At 69.4% G+C, this 22,324-nt stretch carries 11 protein-coding genes; 6 read left to right on the top strand and 5 right to left on the bottom strand.

From position 1 onward, the window contains the following. The first annotated feature begins 184 nt into the window (after nt 1-184). The 3 genes from AB0M45_RS02130 to AB0M45_RS02120 all read left to right on the top strand — a co-directional run bounded on the left by AB0M45_RS02130 (nt 185) and on the right by AB0M45_RS02120 (nt 15,710). A complete protein-coding gene (locus AB0M45_RS02130; RefSeq protein WP_364321902.1) occupies nt 185-13,849 on the top strand; it encodes an amino acid adenylation domain-containing protein in 13,665 nt (4,554 codons plus the stop codon). Continuing rightward, the gene (locus tag AB0M45_RS02125; RefSeq protein ID WP_364321899.1) at nt 13,846-14,838 is read left to right on the top strand and encodes an ATP-binding cassette domain-containing protein; all 993 of its coding nucleotides are present in this window, start codon (nt 13,846-13,848) and stop codon (nt 14,836-14,838) included. The genes AB0M45_RS02130 and AB0M45_RS02125 overlap by 4 nt, the downstream gene beginning before the upstream one ends. An 89-nt stretch (nt 14,839-14,927) precedes the next feature. Continuing rightward, complete coding sequence (locus AB0M45_RS02120; RefSeq protein ID WP_364322552.1) at nt 14,928-15,710, top strand: ABC transporter permease; 783 nt, start codon at nt 14,928-14,930, stop codon at nt 15,708-15,710. A gap of 74 nt (nt 15,711-15,784) precedes the next feature. Here AB0M45_RS02120 and AB0M45_RS02115 read toward each other — a convergent pair whose 3' ends face one another. Continuing rightward, nucleotides 15,785-16,120, bottom strand: coding sequence for an RNA polymerase-binding protein RbpA (locus AB0M45_RS02115; RefSeq protein WP_364321896.1), 336 nt, complete (start codon nt 16,118-16,120; stop codon nt 15,785-15,787). Nucleotides 16,121-16,360: 240 nt separating this feature from the next. Here AB0M45_RS02115 and AB0M45_RS02110 point away from each other — a divergent pair, with 240 nt between their 5' ends. Next, nucleotides 16,361-16,687: a hypothetical protein gene (locus AB0M45_RS02110; RefSeq protein WP_364321893.1), complete on the top strand. Its 327-nt coding sequence runs from the start codon at nt 16,361-16,363 to the stop codon at nt 16,685-16,687. Here the strand turns inward: AB0M45_RS02110 and AB0M45_RS02105 are convergent. Continuing rightward, nucleotides 16,659-17,738 (bottom strand): hypothetical protein, encoded by a 1,080-nt coding sequence (locus AB0M45_RS02105; protein WP_364321890.1) that lies wholly within the window; start codon nt 17,736-17,738, stop codon nt 16,659-16,661. The genes AB0M45_RS02110 and AB0M45_RS02105 overlap by 29 nt on opposite strands. Nucleotides 17,739-17,960: 222 nt before the next feature. Next, complete coding sequence (locus AB0M45_RS02100; RefSeq protein WP_364321887.1) at nt 17,961-18,674, bottom strand: M23 family metallopeptidase; 714 nt, start codon at nt 18,672-18,674, stop codon at nt 17,961-17,963. Between the two features lie 183 nt (nt 18,675-18,857). Here AB0M45_RS02100 and AB0M45_RS02095 point away from each other — a divergent pair, with 183 nt between their 5' ends. Then, nucleotides 18,858-19,175, top strand: coding sequence for a metalloregulator ArsR/SmtB family transcription factor (locus tag AB0M45_RS02095; RefSeq protein WP_364321884.1), 318 nt, complete (start codon nt 18,858-18,860; stop codon nt 19,173-19,175). Nucleotides 19,176-19,221: 46 nt separating this feature from the next. Here AB0M45_RS02095 and AB0M45_RS02090 read toward each other — a convergent pair whose 3' ends face one another. Then, nucleotides 19,222-20,208, bottom strand: a complete 987-nt coding sequence (locus tag AB0M45_RS02090; protein WP_364321881.1) for a glycosyltransferase family 9 protein — start codon at nt 20,206-20,208, stop codon at nt 19,222-19,224. A gap of 213 nt (nt 20,209-20,421) precedes the next feature. On the opposite strand from AB0M45_RS02090, the gene AB0M45_RS02085 reads away from it, so the two are divergent. Then, a complete protein-coding gene (locus AB0M45_RS02085) occupies nt 20,422-21,006 on the top strand; it encodes an HdeD family acid-resistance protein (RefSeq protein WP_364321878.1) in 585 nt (194 codons plus the stop codon). Between the two features lie 77 nt (nt 21,007-21,083). Here AB0M45_RS02085 and AB0M45_RS02080 read toward each other — a convergent pair whose 3' ends face one another. Continuing rightward, nucleotides 21,084-22,313 (bottom strand): alkane 1-monooxygenase, encoded by a 1,230-nt coding sequence (locus tag AB0M45_RS02080; protein ID WP_364321875.1) that lies wholly within the window; start codon nt 22,311-22,313, stop codon nt 21,084-21,086. Between the last annotated feature and the right edge of the window lie 11 nt (nt 22,314-22,324).

The raw sequence follows: 22,324 nt of genomic DNA, 5'->3' as shown, positions 1-22,324 counted from the left end.
ATGTAACCAACCAAAATGGCCTTCTGCCAAGGGCGTTGGATGTGAAACAAATCCAAAACGCTGGCAATCCGGCTGATGTGATGCTCCGAATCATAGGGCGTGGATCACGTCCCGGCTTGCGCGCGTGCGCTTGCTGTGATGGTGCTCGGGGAGTTGCGTCAACAGCGGCAGAACGGAGTGATTGATGAGTTCATTGGCCACGGATCGCGTCGACCAATGTTCATCCGGCGAGTTTTCGGCACAACCGTTTGCTCTGTCACCCGCACAGACGGCCCTCTGGTACGCGCAGCGCATCCGTCCCGACGTACCGCTGACGATTTCGCAGTACGTCGAGATCCACGGTGATCTGGATGAGGGGCGGCTGCTGTACGCGATCGAGCGCTTCGGCGCCGAGACCCAGGTCGGCCAGGTCCGCTTGGTGGAGATCGACGGCAGTCCGTACCAGCTCGTCGATCCGGTGCACCGGCCCGGCTGGGCCCGCATCGACCTGCGCTCCGAGCCCGATCCGCACGCGGCGGCGCTGCGCTGGATGCATGAGCACACGAACTCGCCGATCGACCTGGAGCGCGACCCGCTGACCTCCAACGCGGTGCTGCGAATCGGGGAGTCCGACTACATCTGGTATTCGTGCGCCCACCACATCGCCATCGACGGCTACGGCGCGATGAACGCGCTCACCCGCACGGCCGAGATCTACACGGCGTTGGAGAACCAGACCGAGCCGATTGCCTCCCGTGCGAACCCCCTGGCCGATATCTACGCCGACGAGGCTCGCTACCACGGTTCCAGCCGATTCCATAACGATCGCGAGTACTGGCTCGAGCAGCTGTCCGGGGCCGGTGAGCCGGTGACCCTGGGCGGCGCTCGGCTCACCACCACCGCGCATGACGCGGGCCGCAGGCTCGCCACCGCCGTGCTCGACGACGATCGCCACGCCGCGCTCGAAGCGGCGACCACCACGTCCGACACGACCGACGCCGCGATGTTCGTCGCGGCGCTGGCGGCCTATGTGCGATCGGTGACCGGCAACCGCGACGTGGTCTTGAGCCTGCCGGTCTCGGCGCGCACCACGGTGTCGTTGCGCCGCTCGGCGGGCGTGGTGTCCAACGTCGTGCCGATCCGGTTGCGGATGGACGACTCCACCACGGTCGCCGACCTGGTGAAAGCGGCCGAACTGCAGATCACCGGCGCCCTGCGCCATCAGCGCTACCGCCACGAGGACATCCGGCGCGACAGCGGCTACTCCCGCGACGCGCGCGGATTCTTCGGACCGATGGTCAACCTCATGCTGTTCCACAACGAGCTGCGGTTCGGCAACCTGGTCGGGTCGATCCACGTCCTGGCCACCGGTCCGGTCGAGGATCTGTCGGTCAACGTCTACAACGGAGCAGGGGACCGCCTCCGCATCGACTTCGAAGCCAATCCCCGGCTCTACAGTGACGCCGAGGTCAGCGTGCATCACGCGCGCTACCTGGTCTTCCTCGGCCGGTTCCTGGAGGCCGATCCGCAGACACCCGCCGAATCGCTCGTCGCGATCACCGACGGCGAGCGGGAACAGGTCCTGCGTGCGTGGAACGCCACCGAGACGCCCCGGCAGGACGGCACCCTCGCGAGCCTGTTCGCCGAGCGCGCCGCGGCCGACCCGGACGCGCTCGCGCTCGAATTCGGCGCCGAGGCGCTGACCTACGCCGAACTGGACGCGCGCGCCAACCGCCTGGCCCGGCTGCTCATCGCCCGGGGCGCCGGCCCGGATACCACGGTCGCGTTGTGCTTGCGTCGCAGCATCGATCTGGTCATCGGCATGTACGCGATCGTCCAGGCGGGCGCGGCGTACCTGCCGCTGGACCCGGAGCATCCGGCCGAGCGGATCGGGCAGATCCTGCGTCACGCCGAACCGCTGTGCGTGCTCACCGCGGCACGCGACGAGCTCGACCTGCCGAAGGTCGCGCCCAGGCTGGACATCGACACCGCCCGGGTAGCCGGTTTCGACGACGCGCCGATCACCGACGCCGACCGCCGCGGCGAACTGCGCCCCGATCACCTCGCGTACGTGATCTTCACCTCCGGCTCGACCGGAAAGCCCAAGGGCGTCGGCGTCACTCACGCCGCGATCGTCAACCGCCTGCGCTGGATGCAGCACGAATACCCGCTCGACCGCACCGACGCGGTGCTGCAGAAGACACCCGCGACCTTCGATGTCTCGGTGTGGGAGTTCTTCTGGCCCTTGCAGATCGGCGCGCGCCTGGTCGTCGCCGCACCCGACGGACATCGCGACCCGGCCTACCTCGCCCGCGTCATCGCGGAAAAAGGCATCACCACAGCGCATTTCGTACCGTCGATGCTCTCGGTGTTCGTCACCGAGGCCGACCTGAGCGGCTGCACCGGCCTGCGCCGGGTGTTCTGCAGCGGCGAGGCTTTACCCGCTGCCGCCGTCCGCGAGTTCTACGCGGCATTACCCACCTGCGAGCTGCACAACCTGTACGGCCCCACCGAAGCCGCCGTTGACGTCACGTACTGGCCTTGCGCACCGGACGCGAGCGGCGTGCCGATCGGCTCGCCGGTGTGGAACACCCAGACCTATGTGCTGGACTCGCGGTTGCAACCGGTCCCGCCCGGTGCGGTCGGCGAGCTGTACCTCGCGGGTCTTCAACTGGCCCGCGGTTACCTGCGGCAGCCCCGCCTGACCGCGGACCGGTTCGTGGCCAACCCGTTCACGCCCGGCGCGCGGATGTATCGCACCGGTGACCTGGCGCGCTGGCAGGTCGGCCGCTCCGGCGGCCAACCGGGCGTGCTGGAATACCTGGGCCGCAGCGATTTCCAGGTCAAGATCCGCGGCTTGCGCATCGAGCTCGGCGAGATCGAGGCCGCGCTGCTGGACGACCCGGCCGTCGCCCGAGCGGTCTGCGTGGCGCATGCCGGACGCACCGGCGACGAGCTGATCGCCTATGTGGTCGCGGCCAAGCACGCGGACGGCGATGTCCGCCTGGACACCGCCGCGCTGCTGACCGCCCTGCGGCGCACGCTGCCCGGGTACATGGTGCCCTCCGCGCTGATGCAGCTCGACGCACTGCCGCTGAACGCCAACGGCAAGATCGATCGCAAAGCGTTGCCGGCACCCGCGGTCGGCACCCGCCCGATCCGGCCGGTGGCCGAGCCGCGCACCGAGGTGGAGCGGGTGCTCGCCGGCATCTTCACGGAGGTTTTGGACACCGAGATCGGCGTCGAGGACAGTTTTTTCGAGATGGGCGGCAACTCGCTCATCGCCGCGCGTGCGGTGGCCAGGATCAACGCCGCGCTCGGCACCGCGCTGACCATTCGCGATCTGTTCGAGGCCTCGACCATCGCGGCGCTCACCCAGCGTTTCGCCATGCAGACCTCCGACGCGTCGTCGCCGCGGTTGACGCCCGTCGAGCGGCCGGACCGGATCCCGCTGTCCCAGGCACAGCAGCGCTTGTGGATTCTCAACCGGTTTTCCGAGCACGCCGCTGCCTACAACATGCCGCTGGCCGTCGAGCTCGAGGGTCCGCTGGACGTGGCGGCGCTGCGCGCGGGTCTGGTCGATGTCATCGAACGGCACGAGAGCCTGCGCACCACCTTCCCGGAATCACCGGAGGGGCCCTACCAGCTGATCCACCCCGCCGACGCGATTCCGCTGATGCTCGACCCGATCGAGGCCGCGGGCGCGGACGTGGCGGCGCTGGCAACCGAATACGCCGGATACGGATTCGACCTGCGCAGTCAGGCACCGATCCGGGTCGCGCTGTACCGCACCGGACCGCAGCAGCACGTGTTCCTGATCGTGCTGCACCACATCTGCGGCGACGGCTGGTCCATCGCGCCACTGGCACGTGACCTGATGACCGCGGTGTCCGCGCGCGCCAAGGGTGTCGCGCCGCAGTGGACGAATCTGCCGGTGCAGTACGCCGACTTCGCGCTCTGGCAGCGAGAATTGCTCGGCGAGGAGTCCGATCCGGCCAGTGCGCTCAGTCGTCAGCTGACGCATTGGCGCTCGGCGCTGGCCGGGCTGCCCGACCAGCTCGACCTACCGCTGGACCGGCCGCGCCCGCTGCACAGGTCCACCGTGGGCGGTCGGGTCGAGTTCACCATACCGGCCGAGATCCGCCGCGCCGCCGTGGAATTGGCGGCCAGCCGGGGCGTGAGCATGTTCATGGTGCTGCACGCGGCACTGGCCACGTTGCTGTCGCGGCTGTGCGCGAGCGGGGATATCGCGATCGGCACGCCCATCGCGGGCCGTTCGGACCCGGCACTGGACGATCTGGTCGGCATGTTCGTCAACACGCTCGTGCTGCGCACCGAGGTCGATCCGGCCGCGGGCTTCGACCGGATGCTGGACGTGGTCCGCGAGGCCGACCTCAATGCCTTCGCCAACGCCGACGTGCCTTTCGAGCGGCTGGTCGAGGTGGTCAACCCGGAGCGCTCGCCGTCTCGCCACCCGCTGTTCCAGGTGATGCTGTCCTACGATCACGCACCGGATCTGCGCATCGACCTGCCCGGTGTGCGAGCCAGGGTGCTGCCGATCGCCACGGACGTCGCGAAGTTCGACTTGCAACTGGTGGTGCACGACGACACCGGCGATGGGCCGCTTTCTGCCGAATTCGGGTACGCCACAGATCTTTTCGACCAGAGCACGGTGCGGTCGTTCGCCCGCCGGTTCGTCGCGGTGCTGAGCGGGGGTGTGGCCGCGCCCGAACTCGCGGTGGGTGACCTGCCCATCCTGGACCGCAGGGAAACCGAGAACCTGGTGCCCCTCGGGGGCGCACCGGCCGAGTCGCCGATCACCCTGGCCACCTTGCTCACCGGCACCGCCATGCGGCTGCCGGACGCGGTGGCGGTGCGCTACCTGGGCACCGACACCACCTACCGGGAACTCGACGAGCGGTCGAACACCCTGGCTCGCGCCCTCATCGACCACGGCGCCGGTCCTGAGACGGTCGTCGCGATCGCACTGCCACGCGGCCTGGACGCGATCACCGCGGTGTGGGCCGTCGCCAAGACCGGTGCGGCCTATGTGCCGATCGACCCGAGCTACCCCGGTGAGCGGATCGCGCACATGATCGGTGACTCCGGTGCCATGGTCGGCCTGACCGACTCCGCGAGCCTGGCCACCATGCCCGCCTGGCCGGAGCCGCAGGGCAGGCACCGGAAGTCCCAGGTCGACTGGCTGGTGCTCGGCTCCGACGAGCTGGCGGCCGAGCTCGCCGGGTATCCGGCGGATCCGATCACCGACGCCGATCGGCACCAGCCGATGCGGGTGAGCCAACCGGCCTACCTCATCTACACCTCCGGTTCCACCGGCACGCCCAAGGCGGTCGTCGTCACGCACGCGGGCATTGCCTCACTCGCCGCCGAGCAGACCTACCTGTTCGGCGTCTCGGATTCGGCGCGCACGCTGCACTTCTCCTCCCCCAGCTTCGACGCGTCGGTACTGGAGATGCTGCTCGGCTTCGCCGCTGGCGCCACCATGGTGATCGCCCCTGCCGGCATGTACGGCGGTGCCGAACTGGCCACACTGCTGCGCGAGGAGCGGGTGACGCACGCGTTCGTGACGCCCGCCGCACTGGCCACCGTGCCGAACGAGGGACTCGACGATCTCCGGGCGGTCATCGTCGGCGGTGACGCCTGCTCCGAGGAACTGGTCGAGACCTGGACCGCCGGGCATCGCATGCACAACATGTACGGCCCGTCGGAGGCTACCGTCGCCGCGACCGCGTCCGGGCCGATGGTGCCCGGCCGCCCGGTGCCGCTCGGCACGCCGGTGCGCGGCATGCGGTTGTTCGTGCTGGACAACCGCTTGCACCCGGTGCCGCCCGGCACGCCGGGCGAACTGTATGTGTCCGGCCCCGGCCTGGCCCGCGGTTACCTCGGCCGCTTCGGCCTGACCGCGCAACGGTTCGTGGCCAACCCGCACGGCCGGCGCGGCGAACGGATGTACCGCACCGGCGATCTGGTGGTCCTGGAGCGGTCGGGGCAGCTGCGCTTCCTCGGACGCGCCGACGACCAGATCAAGATCCGTGGTTTCCGCATCGAATTGCGCGAGGTCGACCACGCGCTGCGCATGCATCCCGGCGTCCGCTTCGCGCTGACCGTGGTGCACACCGACGCGCACGGCCAGGTGCGGCTCGCCTCCTACGTGACGGCCGACCGGCCGGTCGAGCCGAAGGCCGTTCTGGAGACCGTGCGCCAGCGGTTACCCGGCTACATGGTGCCCGCGTCGATCGCCGTGCTGGACGAGGTTCCGGTCACGCCGACGGGCAAGCTGGACCGGAAGGCGTTGCCGGAGCCGGTATTCGCGGCGTCCGGCACCTCCCGTGCGCCGAGCACCGAGCTGGAGTTGCAGGTCGCGGGCGTGTTCGGCGATATCCTCGGCCGCCCGGTCACCGGGGCCGAGGACAGCTTCTTCGATCTCGGCGGCAATTCACTGCTGGCCACCAGGCTGGCCGCCGCGATCCACGCGAAGTTCGGCGTGGAACTGCCGGTGCGGTCGATCTTCGAGCTGCCCACCGTCGCCGGGGTCGCCGAGCAACTGGCCGCGGCGCCCCGGACACAGCGGCCGGCGCTGGCGGTGCAGACGCCGCGTCCGGGACGTATCCCATTGTCGCTGCCGCAGCAGCGGTTGTGGTTCCTCAACAGATATGCGCCCGAATCGAGCGCGTACAATATCGCTTTCGTGATCCGCATCGCCGGTGAGCTGGACGTGCCTGCCTTGCGGGCCGCGGTCGCCGACCTGGTACGGCGACACGAAGTGCTGCGAACCGTCTTCCCGGAGGATGCCGACGGCGCCCAGCAGGTGGTGCTGCCGGTCGAGCGTGCGGTGCCGGACGTGGTGGCGACCGACATCGACGATTCCGGGGCCAAGGCCGCGCTGGAAGCCTTGGCGCACACCGGTTTCGACCTCACCAGGCAGACGCCGGTGCGTCTGTCGCTGCTGCGCACCTCGCCGCAGCGGTATCTGCTCGGCATCGTGCTGCACCACATCGCCGCGGACGGTTGGTCGCTCGGTCCGCTGACCAAGGACCTCGCAACCGCGTATGCGGCCCGGCACGAGGGCAATTCGCCGTCCTGGGCTCCGCTTCCGGTGCAGTACGCCGACTTCGGGCTCTGGCAGCGTGCCTGCCTCGGCGCGGAGGACGACCCGGCCAGTGTGGCGAGCACCCAGTTGGAGTACTGGCGGACCGCGCTGGCGGACATTCCCGACCAACTGCCGCTGTCCTACGACCGGCCGCGCCCCAAGGAGCCGACCCAGCGGGCCGGAACCGTGCGTTTCACCGTGCCGGAGCCGGTGCAGCGCAGGCTTTCCGAGATCGCCCGCGACCAGGGCGTGAGCAAGTTCATGGTGCTGCGTTCGGCCTTCGCGGTGCTGCTGCGTTGCGTGACCGGCGGCCGCGACATCGTGATCGGCACACCGGTGGCGGGCCGAACCGACACCAAGCTCGACGAACTGGTCGGCATGTTCGTGAACACACTGGTGCTGCGCTCCGACGTGGACCCGGACCTTGGTTTTGCCGACTTGCTGCGCGCCGACCGCGACACCGAGCTGGCCGCGATGGCGCACGCCGACATCCCGTTCGAGCGCATCGTCGAGGAACTCGGCCGCGAGGACCGCTCGTCGGGCCGGCACCCGCTGTTCCAGGTGGCGCTGAGCGTGCAGGACGGTCCCGTGCCGACGCTGGAGCTGCCCGGCCTCGCTCTGCGTGCGGAGCCCTTGGACATCGCGCTGGCGAAATTCGACCTGGAGCTGCGCGTTGCGAACATCGGTTTCGACACCGGAGCGCACCTCGGCGATCCGGGCAGCTTCGAATTCGTCTATGCCGCTGAGCTTTTCGATGAGTCGACGATCGAGACGCTGGCCGACCGGTTCCTGCGGGTGCTCGCCGCCGTCGTCGCCGAACCGCACGTGCTGGTGCGCGACATCGACGCGCGCACCGAACACGAGCGCCGCACGCTGGCCCCCGCGAAGGGCGGGCCGATTGCCCCGCCGTGCACGCTGGGCGACTACTTCACCGCCACCGCGCGCAGGTATCCGGACCACACGGCCCTGCGCTCGGGTGCCACCACGCTGACATACGACGAGGTCGACCAGCGCTCGAACCGTTTGGCGCGCGCGCTGATCGCGCGCGGGCTCGGGACGGAGGACCGAGTCGCGCTCGGCCTCACCCGCTCGATCGACTCGGTCGTCGCCATGCTCGCCGTGACCAAGTCCGGCGCCGCATTCGTGCCGGTCGACCCGAAGTACCCGGCCGATCGCATTCGGCACATGCTCAGCGACTCCGGCTGCTCGATCGGCATCACGGCCGACGAGCACGCCGAGCGCCTGCGGGCGAGTTCCCCCGCGGAGGTGGACATCGAGTGGCTGCTGCTGGACAGCCCCGAATTCGTCGACGAATCGGCCGGACACGACGCAGCGCCGATCGGCGACATGGACCGCGTGCGCCCCACCCACGTGTCCGACCTCGCCTACGTGATCTACACCTCCGGATCGACCGGCGTTCCCAAGGGAGTCGCGGTCACCCACGCCGGTCTGTCGAGCTTCGGCGACGAGGTCCGCGACCGCATGGGCGTCGATGAGCACTCGTGCACGCTGCACTTCTCCACACCGAGCTTCGACGCGGCGGTGTTCGACCTGTTGCTGGCGGTGGGCGCCGGTGCGGCCATGGTGGTCTGCCCGCCGGACATCTACGGCGGCGACGAGCTGGCCGCACTGCTGGAACGAGAGCGCGTCACCCACACCTTCATGACCACCGCGGCCCTGGCCACCATCGATCACGAGCACTGGTCGCTGCCGCATCTGCGTTCGCTGATGATCGGCGGCGAGGCTTTGCCGCCGGAGCTGGTGACCAGGTGGGCGCCCGGCCGCAACCTCTACAACGTGTACGGGCCCACCGAGACCACGATCGTCGTGACCGCGTCGGGCCCGATGCGGATCGGCGAGCCGATCACCATCGGCACCCTGGTGCGGGGTGCCAGGGCGTTGGTGCTCGACGAGCGGTTGCGTCCGGTGCCGGTCGGCGTGCCGGGCGAGCTGTACCTCGGCGGCTTGGGCGTGGCACGCGGATACCTCGACCGATTCGGGCTCACCGCCGCGCGTTTCGTGGCCGACCCGTACGGCCCCGCCGGCGCCAGGATGTACCGAACCGGTGACGTCGTGCGCTGGAACGCCGCCGGCGAAGTGGTCTACCTGGGCCGCAGCGATCACCAGGTGAAGGTGCGCGGATTCCGTATCGAACTCGGCGAGATCACCGTCGCACTCTTCGACCACCCGGAGGTCCGGTTCGCGCACACCGAGGTACGCCGCATCGCGGACGCGGACCGGATCGTCGCGTACATCCAGCCCGCCGACCGGAAAGCCGGCGTCGACGTCGGGGCGGTGCGTGCCGCCCTCGCGCGGCGCTTGCCCGCGCACATGGTGCCCGCGAGCATCACCGTGTTGGACACCATCCCGCTGACGCCGGTCGGCAAGCTGGACACCAAAGCGCTGCCGGAGCCGTGGCAAGTCACCGATACCGCGGGCCGCGAGCCGCGGACCGAGACCGAGCGCCTGGTCGCCGGGGTCATGGGCGAGCTGGTCGGCGTGCCCGGCGTTGGTGCCGAGGACAGCTTCTTCGACATCGGCGGAAACTCGCTGCTGGCAACACAACTCGTCGCCCGGCTGGCCGCCGCGACGAACGTGCGGCTCGCCGTGCGCACCGTGTTCGCCACGCCGACGGTCGCCGCAATCGCCGAACTGCTGGACGCGGGCGCCCACTCCGAGGAGGGACGTCCCGCGCTGGTGCGCCGGAGTCGTCCGGAGCGGATCCCGCTGTCGGCCGCACAGCGGCGGCTGTGGTTCCTCAACCGATTCAACGCCGGCGGCGCCTCTGCCGCGGACCGGTCCGCCGGTGCGTACAACATCCCGCTCGTCTTGCGCATGACCGGCCGTCTGAACGTCGACGCGCTCGTCTCCGCGCTGCACGCGGTGCAGGCCAGGCACGAAACGTTGCGCACGGTGTTCCCGGAGATCGACGGCGCACCCGTCCAGGCCGTCCTCGAGCCGGACGAGGCGGCGATCTCGCTGTACCGCGCGACGGTGCCGCCCGACCAGGTCGAGGCCGCCGTACGCCGTTTCGCCGCACCGGGATTCGACCTTGCCACCACCGTCCCGATCCGCGCGGCGCTGCTGTCGGTGTCGACCGGCGTCGCCGGCGTATCCGAGGAGCACGTACTGGTGCTGGTCGTGCACCACATCGCGATGGACGGCTGGTCGCTCGAACCGATGGCCGCCGACGTCGCCGTCGCCTACCGCGCGGCCTGCGCGGGCATCGCGCCCGACTGGCCCGAGCCCGAGGTCCAATACGCCGATTACACGCTGTGGCAGCAGGACCTGCTCGGCACCGAGGAGGACCCGGACTCGCTGGTGAGCAGGCAACTCGACTACTGGCGGCGCATCCTGGACGGCATCCCCGAGTTGCTGACCGTCCCGGCCGACCGCCCGCGCCCGCCCGCGCCGTCCTATCGGGGCGACACCGTCGAGTGCACGGTGGACCCGGTCACCCACCGCGAACTGCAGGTGATCGCGAGCAGCAACAATGTCAGCCTGTTCATGGTGCTGCACGCCGCGCTCGCCGTCCTGCTGCACCGGATGACCGCCACCGACGACATCACGATCGGCTCGCCGAGCGCGGGCCGCGGTCACCCCGCGTTGGACCGGATGGTCGGCATGTTCGTCAACACGCTCGTGCTGCGCACGCGGATCGATCCGAGCGCCCGGTTCACCGATCTCCTGCACACCGTGCGCGAAACGGACCTGGACGCCTTCGCCCACGCGGAGCTGCCGTTCGAGCGCCTCGTGGAGGTGCTCAACCCGGCCAGATCCCAGTCGCACCACCCGATGTTCCAGGTGATGCTGTCGGTCCGCAACGAGCCGGTGGTCGGGCTCGAACTGCCGCAGCTGCGGATCGAGGCGGCCGACTCGGACACCGGAGTCGCGAAGTTCGATCTCCAGTTCACGCTGACCGAAGCGCAGACCGAGCACCGCGATCCGGCCGGTATCAGCGTCGCGGTGAACTATGCGAAGGATCTGTTCGACGAGTCGACCGCGCGGCGTCTCGGCAAGCGGCTGACCCGGCTGCTCGCGGCCATCGCCGCCAACCCGACCACCGCGGTCGGCGATCTGGAACTGCTCGATCCCGCCGAATGGTCGGGACTGGCTCCGGTGCGCGGTGCGAAGCCGGACCGGCCGGTCACCTTCCCCGAGGTGTTCGAGCAGGCCGCCGATGTCGACCGCGCGGCGGTCGTTCTGGTCTCCGACGGCACCGAGGTGACCTACGGTGCGCTGGACCGCTGGACCAACCGGCTGGCGCGGGTGCTCATCCGGCGCGGCGTAGGCCCGGAAACGCTGGTGGCCCTGGGTATTCCGCGGTCGGTCGAGTCGGTGGCCACGGTGCTCGCGGTGGCCAAGGCCGGGGCGGCGTTCGTGCCGGTCGACCCGCTGTACCCACACCAGCGCATCGCGCACATGCTGTCGGATTCCGGTGCGGCGCTGGGCATCACGCTGTCGGACTACCGCGGCGAGCTGCCCGAGGGCACGGAATGGATCCTGCTGGACGACCCGCAGTTCCGTGGGCTGGTGCTCGACGCGCCGGACGCGCCGATCGACGACGCCGAACGCCCCGCGCCGCTGCGGATCGACAACCCGGCGTACGTGGTCTACACCTCCGGTTCGACCGGCACGCCGAAAGGCGTCGTGGTCACCCACGGCGGGTTGTCGAACTTCGCCGCCGAGACCGCGCAGCGATTCGATGTCGAGCCGGGCTGCCGCGTGCTGCACTTCGCCACACCGAGCTTCGACGCCGCGATGCTCGATCTGCTGCTGGCTCTCGGCGGCGCGGCGACCTTGGTGATCACGCCCCCGGGCGTGGTCGGCGGCGACGATCTGCGGCGTCTGCTCATCCAGGAGCGAATCACGCACGCGTTCATCACCACCTCGGCCCTCGGCACGGTCGACCCCACCGGGGTCACCGAGTTCCAGCACGTGCTCGTCGGTGGCGAGGCGTTGCCGCCGGATCTGGTGACCAGGTGGGCGCCCGGCCGCAACCTGTACAACGTGTACGGCCCCACCGAGACCACCATCGTCACGGTGATCTCCCAGCCGATGGAGCCGGGCGGGCCGATCACCATCGGCGGGCCCATCCGCGGCGTCAACGCGACCATCCTCGACGCGCGCCTGCATCCCACACCCGTCGGGGTCACCGGTGAACTGCACCTCGCGGGGGATGCGCTGGCGCGCGGTTACCTGAACCGGCCGGGCCTGACCGCGCAGCGGTTCGTCGCGAATCCGTTCGGCAAGCCAGGGGAGCGGATGTACCGGACCGGTGACCTGGTGCGGTGGTGGACCGGATCGAGGAACGACGGGCCAGCGGCGGATTCGGCGCAGGAGATCGAGTACGTCGGCCGCACCGATCACCAGGTGAAGATCCGCGGCTTCCGTATCGAGCTCGGCGAGATCGACGCCGCGCTCGCGCGCCACGGCGCGGTGGCGTTCTCCACCACCATCGGGCACCGCACGCCGGCGGGCGCGACCGCACTGGTGTCGTATGTGAAGCCGCGTGCAGGCGTCACGCTCACCCCGGCCGAACTGACCGAGCATCTGACCGGGCAGGTGCCGAACTATATGGTCCCGCAGTCGATCATGCTGCTCGACGAGGTACCGCTGAGCCCGGTGGGCAAACTGGATCGCGCGAAGCTGCCTGAGCCGGTCTTCACCGCCACCAAGGGCTACCGCGCACCGTCCACCCCGACGGAGGCGGCGCTGTGCGCGGCCTTCGCCGCGGTACTCGGCACGGCGTCGGTCGGCGCGGACGACGGGTTCTTCGAACTCGGCGGCAACTCGCTGCTGGCCACGAAAGTGGTTGCGCACGTCCGGGAAACGGGCATCGACCTGCCGGTGCAGCTGATGTTCGGCGATGCGACCCCCGCGGCCATCGCCGCACGCCTCGACCGCGCGGACGCGACATCGGGCGCCGCGATCGCCTCGGTGCTGGAGCCGGTGCTGCCGATCCGGCCCAGCACGGCGCCGGACCAGGCACCGCTGTTCTGCGTTCACCCCGCGATCGGGTTGGCCTGGTGCTACTCGGGACTGCTCGCGCATCTGGCGCCGGACCGCCCGGTGTACGGGTTGCAGGCTCCGCACGTCGCGGGGGAGCAAGGCTACGGGTCGATCCCCGAGGCCGCGAGCCACTATGTGGAGGCGATCAAGACGATCCAGCCCGAGGGGCCCTACCACCTGCTCGGCTGGTCGCTCGGCGGCTTGATCGCCCACGAGATGGCGGTGCAGTTGCAGGAGGCCGGTGACGAAGTCGCGTTGCTGTCGATGATGGACAGCTACCGGCTGTCGGACGAGTTGCTCGAGCACGCGACTCCGAGCATTGCCGAGATCGTCGGCGAGCTCGGCAGCGATGAACTCGGCGCGGAGATCGATCCGGAGATGAGCCTGCGCGACGCGGCCGACCTGCTGCGCGCCCGGTCCGGACCGTTCACGGCGCTGACCGTCGAGCATCTCGAGCGGCTCTACACCGGCTACCACGACGGTGCGGTGCAAGCGCACGGCTTCCAGCCCGGCGTCTTCGACGGCGACCTGGTGTTCTTCACCGCGGGCGACGACGAGATCAACCGGTCCGACCCGGACCGGCGGGCCGGCGCCTGGCAGCCGTACGTCACCGGCGCCATCGACGATCACGAGCTGCGCTGCGCGCACTCGGCGATGACCACTCCGGAAGCCCTGGCGGTGATCGGGCCGGTGTTGCGGACGTGGCTTGACACGACGGAGCCGAGCGCAGGCGAGGTGACGTCGTGAGTTTCGCGGTGGAGGTGACCGGCCTGGTGAAGAACTATGGCCGGGTCCGGGTGCTGGACGAGATCGACCTGCATATCCCCACCGGCACGGTGATGGGCCTGCTCGGACCGAACGGCGCGGGCAAGACGACGACCGTGCGGATCGTCACCACGTTGCTGAAGCCGTGCGCCGGATCGGTGCGGGTGGCCGGCGTCGATGTGCTGCGCGATCCCGCCGCGGCGCGCAAACGGATCGGCCTGTCCGGCCAGTACGCCGCCGTCGACGCCAACCTCTCCGGCTACGAGAACTTGCGCATGGTCGCGCGGCTGTACGGGATGTCTCCGCGGCAGGCATCCGCCAGGGCCGACGAGCTGCTCAGCGCGCTCGGGCTCGAGTACGCCGCGCACCGCAGGGCGGGCACCTACTCCGGCGGCATGGCCCGTCGCCTCGACCTCGCCGGCGCGCTGGTCGCCCGGCCGGCCGTGGTGGTGCTGGACGAGCCGACCACCGGTCTGGACCCACGCGGCAGGCTCGACATGTGGGGCGTCATCGGCGATCTCGTCGACGACGGCACAACGGTGCTGCTCACGACGCAATACCTGGAAGAGGCCGATCTGCTGGCCGACCGCATCACCGTCATCGACCACGGGCGCGTCATCGCACGTGGCTCGGCTGACGAGCTGAAGACCTCCATCGGCGGCGACCGGCTCACCGTGACGCTCGCCGCGGGTCAGGAGGCCGCGCCCGCCCTCGCGGTGCTGGCACAGATCGGCGTCGGCGAACCCGGTCACGAGGCCGGGACCGACCAGGTGTCGGTGGTGGTCGGCGACGGCTCGCGCACCATGGTGGAAGCGCTGCGCCGACTCGACGACGCGGGCGTCTGCGTGGTCGACGCAAACGTGCACCGGCCGAGCCTGGACGACGTCTTCCTTTCCCTCACCGGCAGACCGGGCGGCGCGCCCGCCGCGGACCCGGAGACCGACGACGTACAAGAGGAGATCATGTCGTGAGTACCGCAGTGGTCGGGGAGGCACCCACGAAGGCGGAGCCGGAGACGGAAAAGGCAGGGCGGCACCGGGATTCGGGTCCACGGCTGCGGTTGTTCCGGGACAGCGCAATTGTCGCGCACCGCAACCTGCTGACCATCCTGCGCGTGCCGACGCTGTTGGTTACCGCCACGATCCAGCCGCTGATGTTCGTGTTCCTGTTCGCCTACATCTTCGGCGCCTCACTCGGCGGCGGTCAGTACCGGGAATTCCTGCTCGCCGGTATCTTCACCCAGACGGTCGCGTTCAACGCCGCGTTCACCACCGTCGGTCTGGCGGGAGATCTGCAGAAGGGCATCATCGACCGGATGCGGGCGCTGCCGATGTCGCGGCTGGCCGTGCTGATGGGCCGGACGCTGTCGGACCTGGTGGTCAATATCCTCAGCCTGGCCGTGATGGTCGGGTGCGGATACGTCGTCGGCTGGCGCATCCACGGCAGCGTCGCCGATGCCGTGCTGGCGTTCGCGGTGATCCTGTTGTTCGCGTTCGCGATGTCCTGGGTCGGCGCGCTGACGGGCCTGCTGTCGCCGACCGTCGAGGTGGCGCAGAGCGCTGGGCTGATCTGGCTGTTCCCGCTGACGTTCATCTCCTCGGCGTTCATCTCGGCCGAGACCCTGCCCGGCCCGCTGCGCACCATCGCGGAATGGAATCCGATCACCGCGGTGTCGGCGGCGGGACGCAAGTTGTTCGACAACGGCGCCCCGCCCACCTTCGTCCCACCCACCGGCTGGGCCGCCGAGCACTGCGTCGAATACGCGGTGGCCTGTTCGGTGGCGATCCTCGTGGTGGCCGTGCCGCTGGCACTGCTGCGTTACCGCAAGGTGGCCAGCCACTGACCGCGGCACGATGACCGACAGCGAACGGCCGCCGCATCGTTCGATGCGGCGGCCGTGTCATGCCGATGGGTTTTTCAGGCGCGGCGGCGTGTCTTGAGCAGTTCGAGGCGCTCCTTGAGCAGGTCCTCCAACTCCTCCTTACTGCGCCGTTCCAGCAGCATGTCCCAATGGGTGCGCGGCGGCTTGACCTTCTTGGTCTCCTGGCTGGTGCCCTCGATCAGCACGCCTTCCTGACCGTTGCGGCACAGCCAGGTCGGCGGGATCTCGGCGTCGTCGGCGAACGGGACGTCGAATTCCTCGCCGTTGTCGGTCCGGTACCGGGCGATCCGACGCGGAGCCAGGTCGTGGTCGCGATCGGTCTCGTAGCTCACCGCTCCGAGCCGACTGCCTCGGAGTACGCGATCTGCCATGGTGTGCCTCTCCCTGTGTGCTCGAGTCTTCGTGCGCTGCGACCATGTCCGCACGAGCGGGCGCGCTCGCTGGACCTACTGTGCAACGATCGGGCCTGCGCCGATAGTTCCCGACGCGGCCGCGGTGAACCGTTCCATTGTAGTGCCACCGGCGCACTGAACTCGCCATGCCCGGCGCGGGTCGGTTCCATGGGGGTCGCTGAGCGGATCGGGGGCCACGAGCTATTAGTGTTCTGCCTCATGTCGCGAGGCCGCTTGCTGTCCTGCCTGTGGTGCGGACGGGAGATCGTGGAGTCGGAGGCCGGACGTCGCCGCCGGTACTGCCGTCAGTCCTGTCGCCAACGCGCCTATGAACATCGCAACAGCTTGAAGGGAACCGGGATTCCCGACGATTCGGTGGTTCTCAGCGCCCAGGAGGCCGCCGATCTGGCCGACCGCTGGTTCGCCGCCCGCTGCGCCGCCGAGGACGTCGCCACGGCCATTGCCGAGGGCGCGACGCCCGAGGAGTTGACGGCGCTCGGCAAGACCCTCGTCGAGCTCACCCGCGACGCGGAACGGCTGCGCTGACCGACTCCGCGGCCGGTAGCCCGGCGCGGTACCGCCGATAGACCGCGCCGAGCAGCGCCGCGACCGTCGCGGCGAGCCCGGCGGCCGCGGCCACCGTGACGCCGTCCGGGTGGACCAGCGGCTGAGCCCGCATCGCCTGCCAGAAGACGAGGGCGAGCAGGCCGGAGTAACCCGCCGCCAGCACGCCGACGACGGCCGCGCGGGCGTGTTCGGCGCGCAGCCAGCGGTAGCGCGGGGCAAGCCGGGCCAGCGCGAACGAGACGAGCAACAGCACCTGGATGCCGTGCAGTCCGACGAAGTGCGGAATGCGCAGGTCACCGCCGACGGTGCTCCAGTGCGTGATCGGCATGCCCGCGAGGCCGTCACGGGCATCCATCGAGCGGGCGGGGTCGTCCAGCACCGTATGCCCGGCGATCAGCTCGACCACCCGGCCATCGGTGTCGCGTACGAGCTGCTTGCCGGTGTATCCCATGACGTAACCGAGCGCCATACCGGCTACGGCGAGGCCGAGCCCGGCGTGGATGGCACGTGCCGTCGGACGGTCCGTGACGCGCTGCCAGGACAAGATCAGCACGATCAGGAGATTCGCGAAGAACAAGCCCGGCACGCCGGACATGAAGATGGTCTGTCCGATCCGGTTCACCGGATCGGGGTCGGCGTTGTTGAAGTGGCTGAATGTGCCACGGGCGGCCTGTACGGCGATGAAACCGACGTCGAGGATGCCGGTCACGGCGAACACCGTTCCGAGCCACCAGGTGGCACGGGTTCCCCTGTGCGGCAACGACAGCAGCCACGCCAGCGTGAGGCTGTAGAGGGCAAAGGCGACGCCGAACTTGAACGGCTTGAGCCATACCGACTCGCCGAGCAGGACGCGGTCGTCGGCGAGCATGCCGCCGAGCGAGACCACCGCGAGCGCGGCCATGACGGCCGCGGTCACCAAAAGCGGCCGATGCAGTGGGGATAGGACGCGCGGCGGATCCGGCGTCCGGCCACGGAGTGGCTCAGTGGCCGGCTTCTGGTCTCCTGCGGCGGCGAAATGTATTGAGGCCATGGATCGAACGTAGGAATCGTGGATCCCGGCGGGCGTCCCGCCGCAGCGGTATTCGTGTCTCGTACTCCGGTATCGAGAGGTCGCCGCTCCAGCTACGGGAGGACTGCCCGAGCGAATACGCCGCCGGGCCGCGAACGCGGCGTTGCGTTCGCGGCCCGGACGGGTGACGGCTGGGTCGCCGAGTCGGTTCGCGAGCCCCTCATTGTCTCGCGATGGGTCGGGTCAGCCCGGATTCCGCATGACGTCGATTCCGCGTGCGGACAGCCAGGGTGCCGGATCGATCTTTTCGCCGCTGGGCAGGTGAACCTCGTAGTGCAGGTGCGGGCCGGTGGAATAGCCGCGGTTGCCGACGGTCGCGATGACGTCCCCGGCGCGGACCGGCTGGCCGACGGCGGCGAGGATGTCGTTGACGTGGCCGTAGACGCCCACGGTTCCGTCGTCCTGCTGCACCCGCACCCAGAGGCCGAAGCCGGAGGCGGGACCGGCCTCGATCACGACGCCGTCGGTGACCGCGGAGATCGGAGCGCCGAGCGGGTCGCCGAAGTCCAAGCCCGCGTGCATCTCGCCCCAGCGCGAGCCGAAGGTGGAGGTGAGTACCCCGGCGACGGGCCGGACCGTCTTCGGGTGAGCGAATTCCTGCGCGATGTGGTTCAGGTCCCACGGCGCGGGGGCCGGAGCGGACTGCGGGGCAGGTGCTTCGTGCAGGGTGAAGGAGGCGAACCGGGCTTGGCCCTGCGCCGGAGCGATTTCGCCCGAGGCGATCTTTCCTGCGACGAGGCGGGCGGAGGCGTCGATGTCCTGGTCCTGTTGCGCTGCGGCGAGGACGCCGACCGAGGCGGTGACGATCGCGGCGACGGCCGCGACGCGGGTGGCGGCGCGATGGCGGCGGAACCGGGTCGCGCCGCGACGGATTGATAACGGCAAGGTCACGGGCATGAGACGAACGTAAGGGAGCCGGACCTACCTTCCGCAATCGTGTGGCAACTGTCACGGGTGAATAAACGCCCAGGTCACGTATTACGAAGAGATAACAGGTCCCCCCTATTGGCGGCGCGACCTGGGGAAATAGTGCGTCAGTATGAATTGACCAGGGAAACGCTACGTGATCACACTATGTGAGTGGCGACTAATGGAGTTCGCGCGCTTACCGCGCTGGCGGACCCGACCCGTCGCGCGATCTTCGAGGCGTTGCCGCAGGCGCGTTCGGTCGGGGAACTCGCGCAGGAGGTCGGTGTGAGCAGCTCGGCGGTATCGCAGCATCTGCGCGTGCTGCGCGAGGCCCGGCTGGTCATGGTGCGGCCGGAAGGCAATCGCCGACTGTACTCCCTGGATCCGCGTGGTCTCGCTGATGCGCGCGACTACCTCGAACAGTTCTGGCCGAGCGCGATCGCCGCATACTCCGCCGTACTGCGCACCGCGGCGACGGACACCGCGTGACCCAGGGCCCACCATCCTGGTCGGGCGGGGAAGACGGGTCGGGTGGTCAGCCGACGCGGCGGTAGGCAGTGCCTCGACGGTCGGTGCTCGTGCCGGGCGCGGTCCGTTTGCTCAGCTGGTTGTCGACGGCATTGATCACCTCGGTGACGCCGATGCGCAGCAAGCCCGGGTCGGGACTGTCGGCGTCCGGGTCGCCGAGTTGACCTGCCCACAGCACGGCGTGCCTGCCCAGCAGGTGCGCCGGAGGACCGCTCCACCGGGGTGGCGTGGGGCCGAAGAGCAGGACCGTGCGGGTGCCGAACGCGGTGGCAAGGTGCGCGACGCCGGTGTCCCCGCAGATCACGAGCGCGGCCTCGGCGATGGTTGCGGACAGTTCGATGAGGTTCTGTTCCCCCGCGAGGACCCGGCCGACGGGCAACCCCGCCCGCGCGGCGATGCTCAGTGCGATTTCGCGTTCGTACTCGTCGCCGGTGATCACCACGTCGCGGCCGAGCACCAGCAGGTGCCGGATCACCGCGGCGAACCGGTCGGGCGGCCAGCGGCGGGCCGGTGCGCCCGCGCCGACGTGGACGACCACGCAGTCGCGGTGGCTCGTCGTCGCCACCGGTGGAACCAGTCCGAGGTTGCGGCGATCGGCCCTGATGCCGTCGTATTCGAGCAGATGGCACCAGCGGTCGACATCGTGCATGTCGGTTTGCCAGTCGGGGCCCGACAGCTCGGGGAACGCGGCGTTGCGATAGGTGAGGATGCGTCCGGGCTGTGTTTTGGCCAGCGTGACGATACTTTCGGCACTCGAGCCGTGCAGGTTGACCGCCAGTTCGGGGGGCGGCGCGTCCCAGCGCAGGGTGCCCGGTTCGGCGGTCGGCACCAAGGCATCGACAGAGGTGATGAGGTCGACGATCGGCTTGAGCCGCTGCGGGGCCGCGAGAACGATCCGGTCGTGTGGCTTGGCCCGGCGCAGCGCACGTAAAGCCGGGACCGCGGTGAGTAGATCACCCAGCCCACGTGCCCGCAACACGAGCAGAACCGCCACCCTCTTCTCCTAGCCCCGAGCCTCACCGAAACCCGACCCACCCGCTCCACCCCAGGGGCGTGCACGAAGAGTCACTCAGGGATGACTACCCGACCGCTCGGGACGATAAACGTGAACCGCGAGCGTCGGCGCTTCGTTATCCCGGCTGCGCGCCACGGACGCACGTCAGCAAATATTCAGTAAACAGCTTGGAGGGGGCTATAGCATCACGGTATGACGACAAACAGCGTGCTAGAGGGTCCTCTGCAGTCTGTTGCCCGCCGTGCGTGGCAAACCGTCTTGGTCACCGGCATCCTCGCGGTGATCCTCGGGGTCCTGATCCTGGTCTGGCCGGATATCACGCTGCTGGCCGCGGGCATCATCTTCGGCGTGTATCTGGTGGTCACCGGCTTCATGCAGCTTTTGGCGGCCTTCGGCGCACCGGCGAGTGCCGGTCTGCGGGTCATGTCCTTCATCGTCGGCGTGCTGTCCATCATCATCGGCGTCTTCTGTTTCCGCGACGAGCTGGCCTCGATCCTGTTGCTCGGGTTGTGGATCGGTATCGGCTGGCTGTTTCGCGGTATCGCGTTGCTGATGGGCGCGATCTCCGAGCCCACGCTGCCGGGACGCTGGTGGCAGGTGTTCTTCGGCCTCTTGACCGCTATCGCCGGTGTCGTGCTGATCATCTGGCCGGTGCGGTCGGTGGCCACGCTTGCCCTCCTGGCGGGAGTGTGGCTGATCGTGCTCGGTGTCATGGAGATCGTCGTGGCCTTCGGGATTCGCAAAGACGCCAGGGCCCTGCGCGCCGCGGCCGCCTGATCACCGATCTCGCGGAGCCGGGCGCTACGCCTCGCACGCGCTGGCGTGGCGACCAGCGCGGCACGCCTCGGCCGCGTTCACCAGCGACCGGCCGAGCGGACCGCGCGGGCGCCGCTGTTCGGACCGCGCGGCCGGGCCGCCGCGGGCGGGTTGTGCGCGGCGAGGATGCGACCGCGTTTGCGGGGCGCGATGTTGGCGCGGGTGACGTCGCCGTCGTAGTGGGCCAAGACCCGGGGGTCCATGACCCGACGCCATAGGGGCGGTACGGCGGCGAGCACGATCATGGTGGCATACCCGGCGGGAAGCTGCGGCGCCTCCTGCGAACTGCGCAGCGTCTGATAACGCCGCCCGGGATTGGCGTGGTGGTCGCTGTGGCGCTGCAGGTGGAACAGGACGACGTTGGTGAGCAGGCGGTCGGAGTTCCAGCTGTCGGCCGGTGAGCATCGTGCCCAGCGGCCGTTGGGCAGCCGCCGCCGCAGCAGCCCGTAGTGCTCGATGTAGTTCACCGTCTCCAGCAGCGCGGCGCCGATCACCGCCTGCACCAGCAGGTATGGCAGGATGGCCCAGCCGAAGACGGCGAGCAGGACGCCGAACAGCGCCAGCGTCATCGCCCACGCCTGCAGGATGTTGTTCTGACTGCTCCACCAGCGCAATCCTTTGCGCTGCAGGCGTTCTTGTTCCAGATGCACGGCGGAGCGGAATCCGCCGACGACGGTACGGGGGAGGAATGCCCACAGTGACTCGCCGAGCCGCGCGCTGGCCGGGTCCTCGGGTGTGGCAACCCGGGCGTGGTGGCCTCGGTTGTGCTCGACGTAGAAGTGGCCGTACGCCGACTGCGCGAGGGCGATTTTCGCCAGCCAGCGTTCGAGATGTTCGACCCGGTGGCCGAGTTCGTGCGCGGCGTTGATGCCGATTCCCGACATGAAACCCATGGTGACCGCCAAACCGAGCTTGTCGACGACAGCCAGTTCGTCGCCGGCCCACAGGTATGCCGCGATCAGCAAAGCGATGAATTGGATGGGCAGGAACAGGTACGTGCACCACCGGTAGTACCGGTCGTTGGAGAGCGACTCGTAGTCTTCCTCGCGCGGATTGGTGCCGTCCTCACCGATCATCCAGTCCAGCACCGGGATCACGATCAGAATGATGATCGGCTCGATCCACCAGAACACCGCGGATCCGGTGTGCAGCACCAGCTGGGACGGCAGCAGCCCGAAACCCGGAGCCAGCAAGCTCAGCACCCACAGGGGCCGCTTCGGATCCGGCTTGTCGCGACGTCCGCCGAAAACACGGCTCTGCACCGTCATCGGCACCACTC

This window comes from Nocardia sp. NPDC051787 (assembly GCF_040681325.1).
In the GTDB taxonomy this organism is placed as follows: Bacteria; Actinomycetota; Actinomycetes; order Mycobacteriales; family Mycobacteriaceae; genus Nocardia.
Note: the sequence above shows the minus strand (reverse complement) of the source record. Positions and strands in the feature narration are given on the sequence as shown.

What these genes read in the sequence shown, in the direction of transcription:
- AB0M45_RS02130 (WP_364321902.1), top strand. Translation starts at nt 185, where the DNA reads ATGAGTTCATTGGCCACGGATCGCGTCGACCAATGTTCATCCGGCGAG.
- AB0M45_RS02115 (WP_364321896.1), bottom strand. Translation starts at nt 16,120, where the DNA reads ATGGCAGATCGCGTACTCCGAGGCAGTCGGCTCGGAGCGGTGAGCTAC.
- AB0M45_RS02110 (WP_364321893.1), top strand. Translation starts at nt 16,361, where the DNA reads ATGTCGCGAGGCCGCTTGCTGTCCTGCCTGTGGTGCGGACGGGAGATC.
- AB0M45_RS02105 (WP_364321890.1), bottom strand. Translation starts at nt 17,738, where the DNA reads ATGGCCTCAATACATTTCGCCGCCGCAGGAGACCAGAAGCCGGCCACT.
- AB0M45_RS02100 (WP_364321887.1), bottom strand. Translation starts at nt 18,674, where the DNA reads ATGCCCGTGACCTTGCCGTTATCAATCCGTCGCGGCGCGACCCGGTTC.
- AB0M45_RS02085 (WP_364321878.1), top strand. Translation starts at nt 20,422, where the DNA reads ATGACGACAAACAGCGTGCTAGAGGGTCCTCTGCAGTCTGTTGCCCGC.
- AB0M45_RS02080 (WP_364321875.1), bottom strand. Translation starts at nt 22,313, where the DNA reads ATGACGGTGCAGAGCCGTGTTTTCGGCGGACGTCGCGACAAGCCGGAT.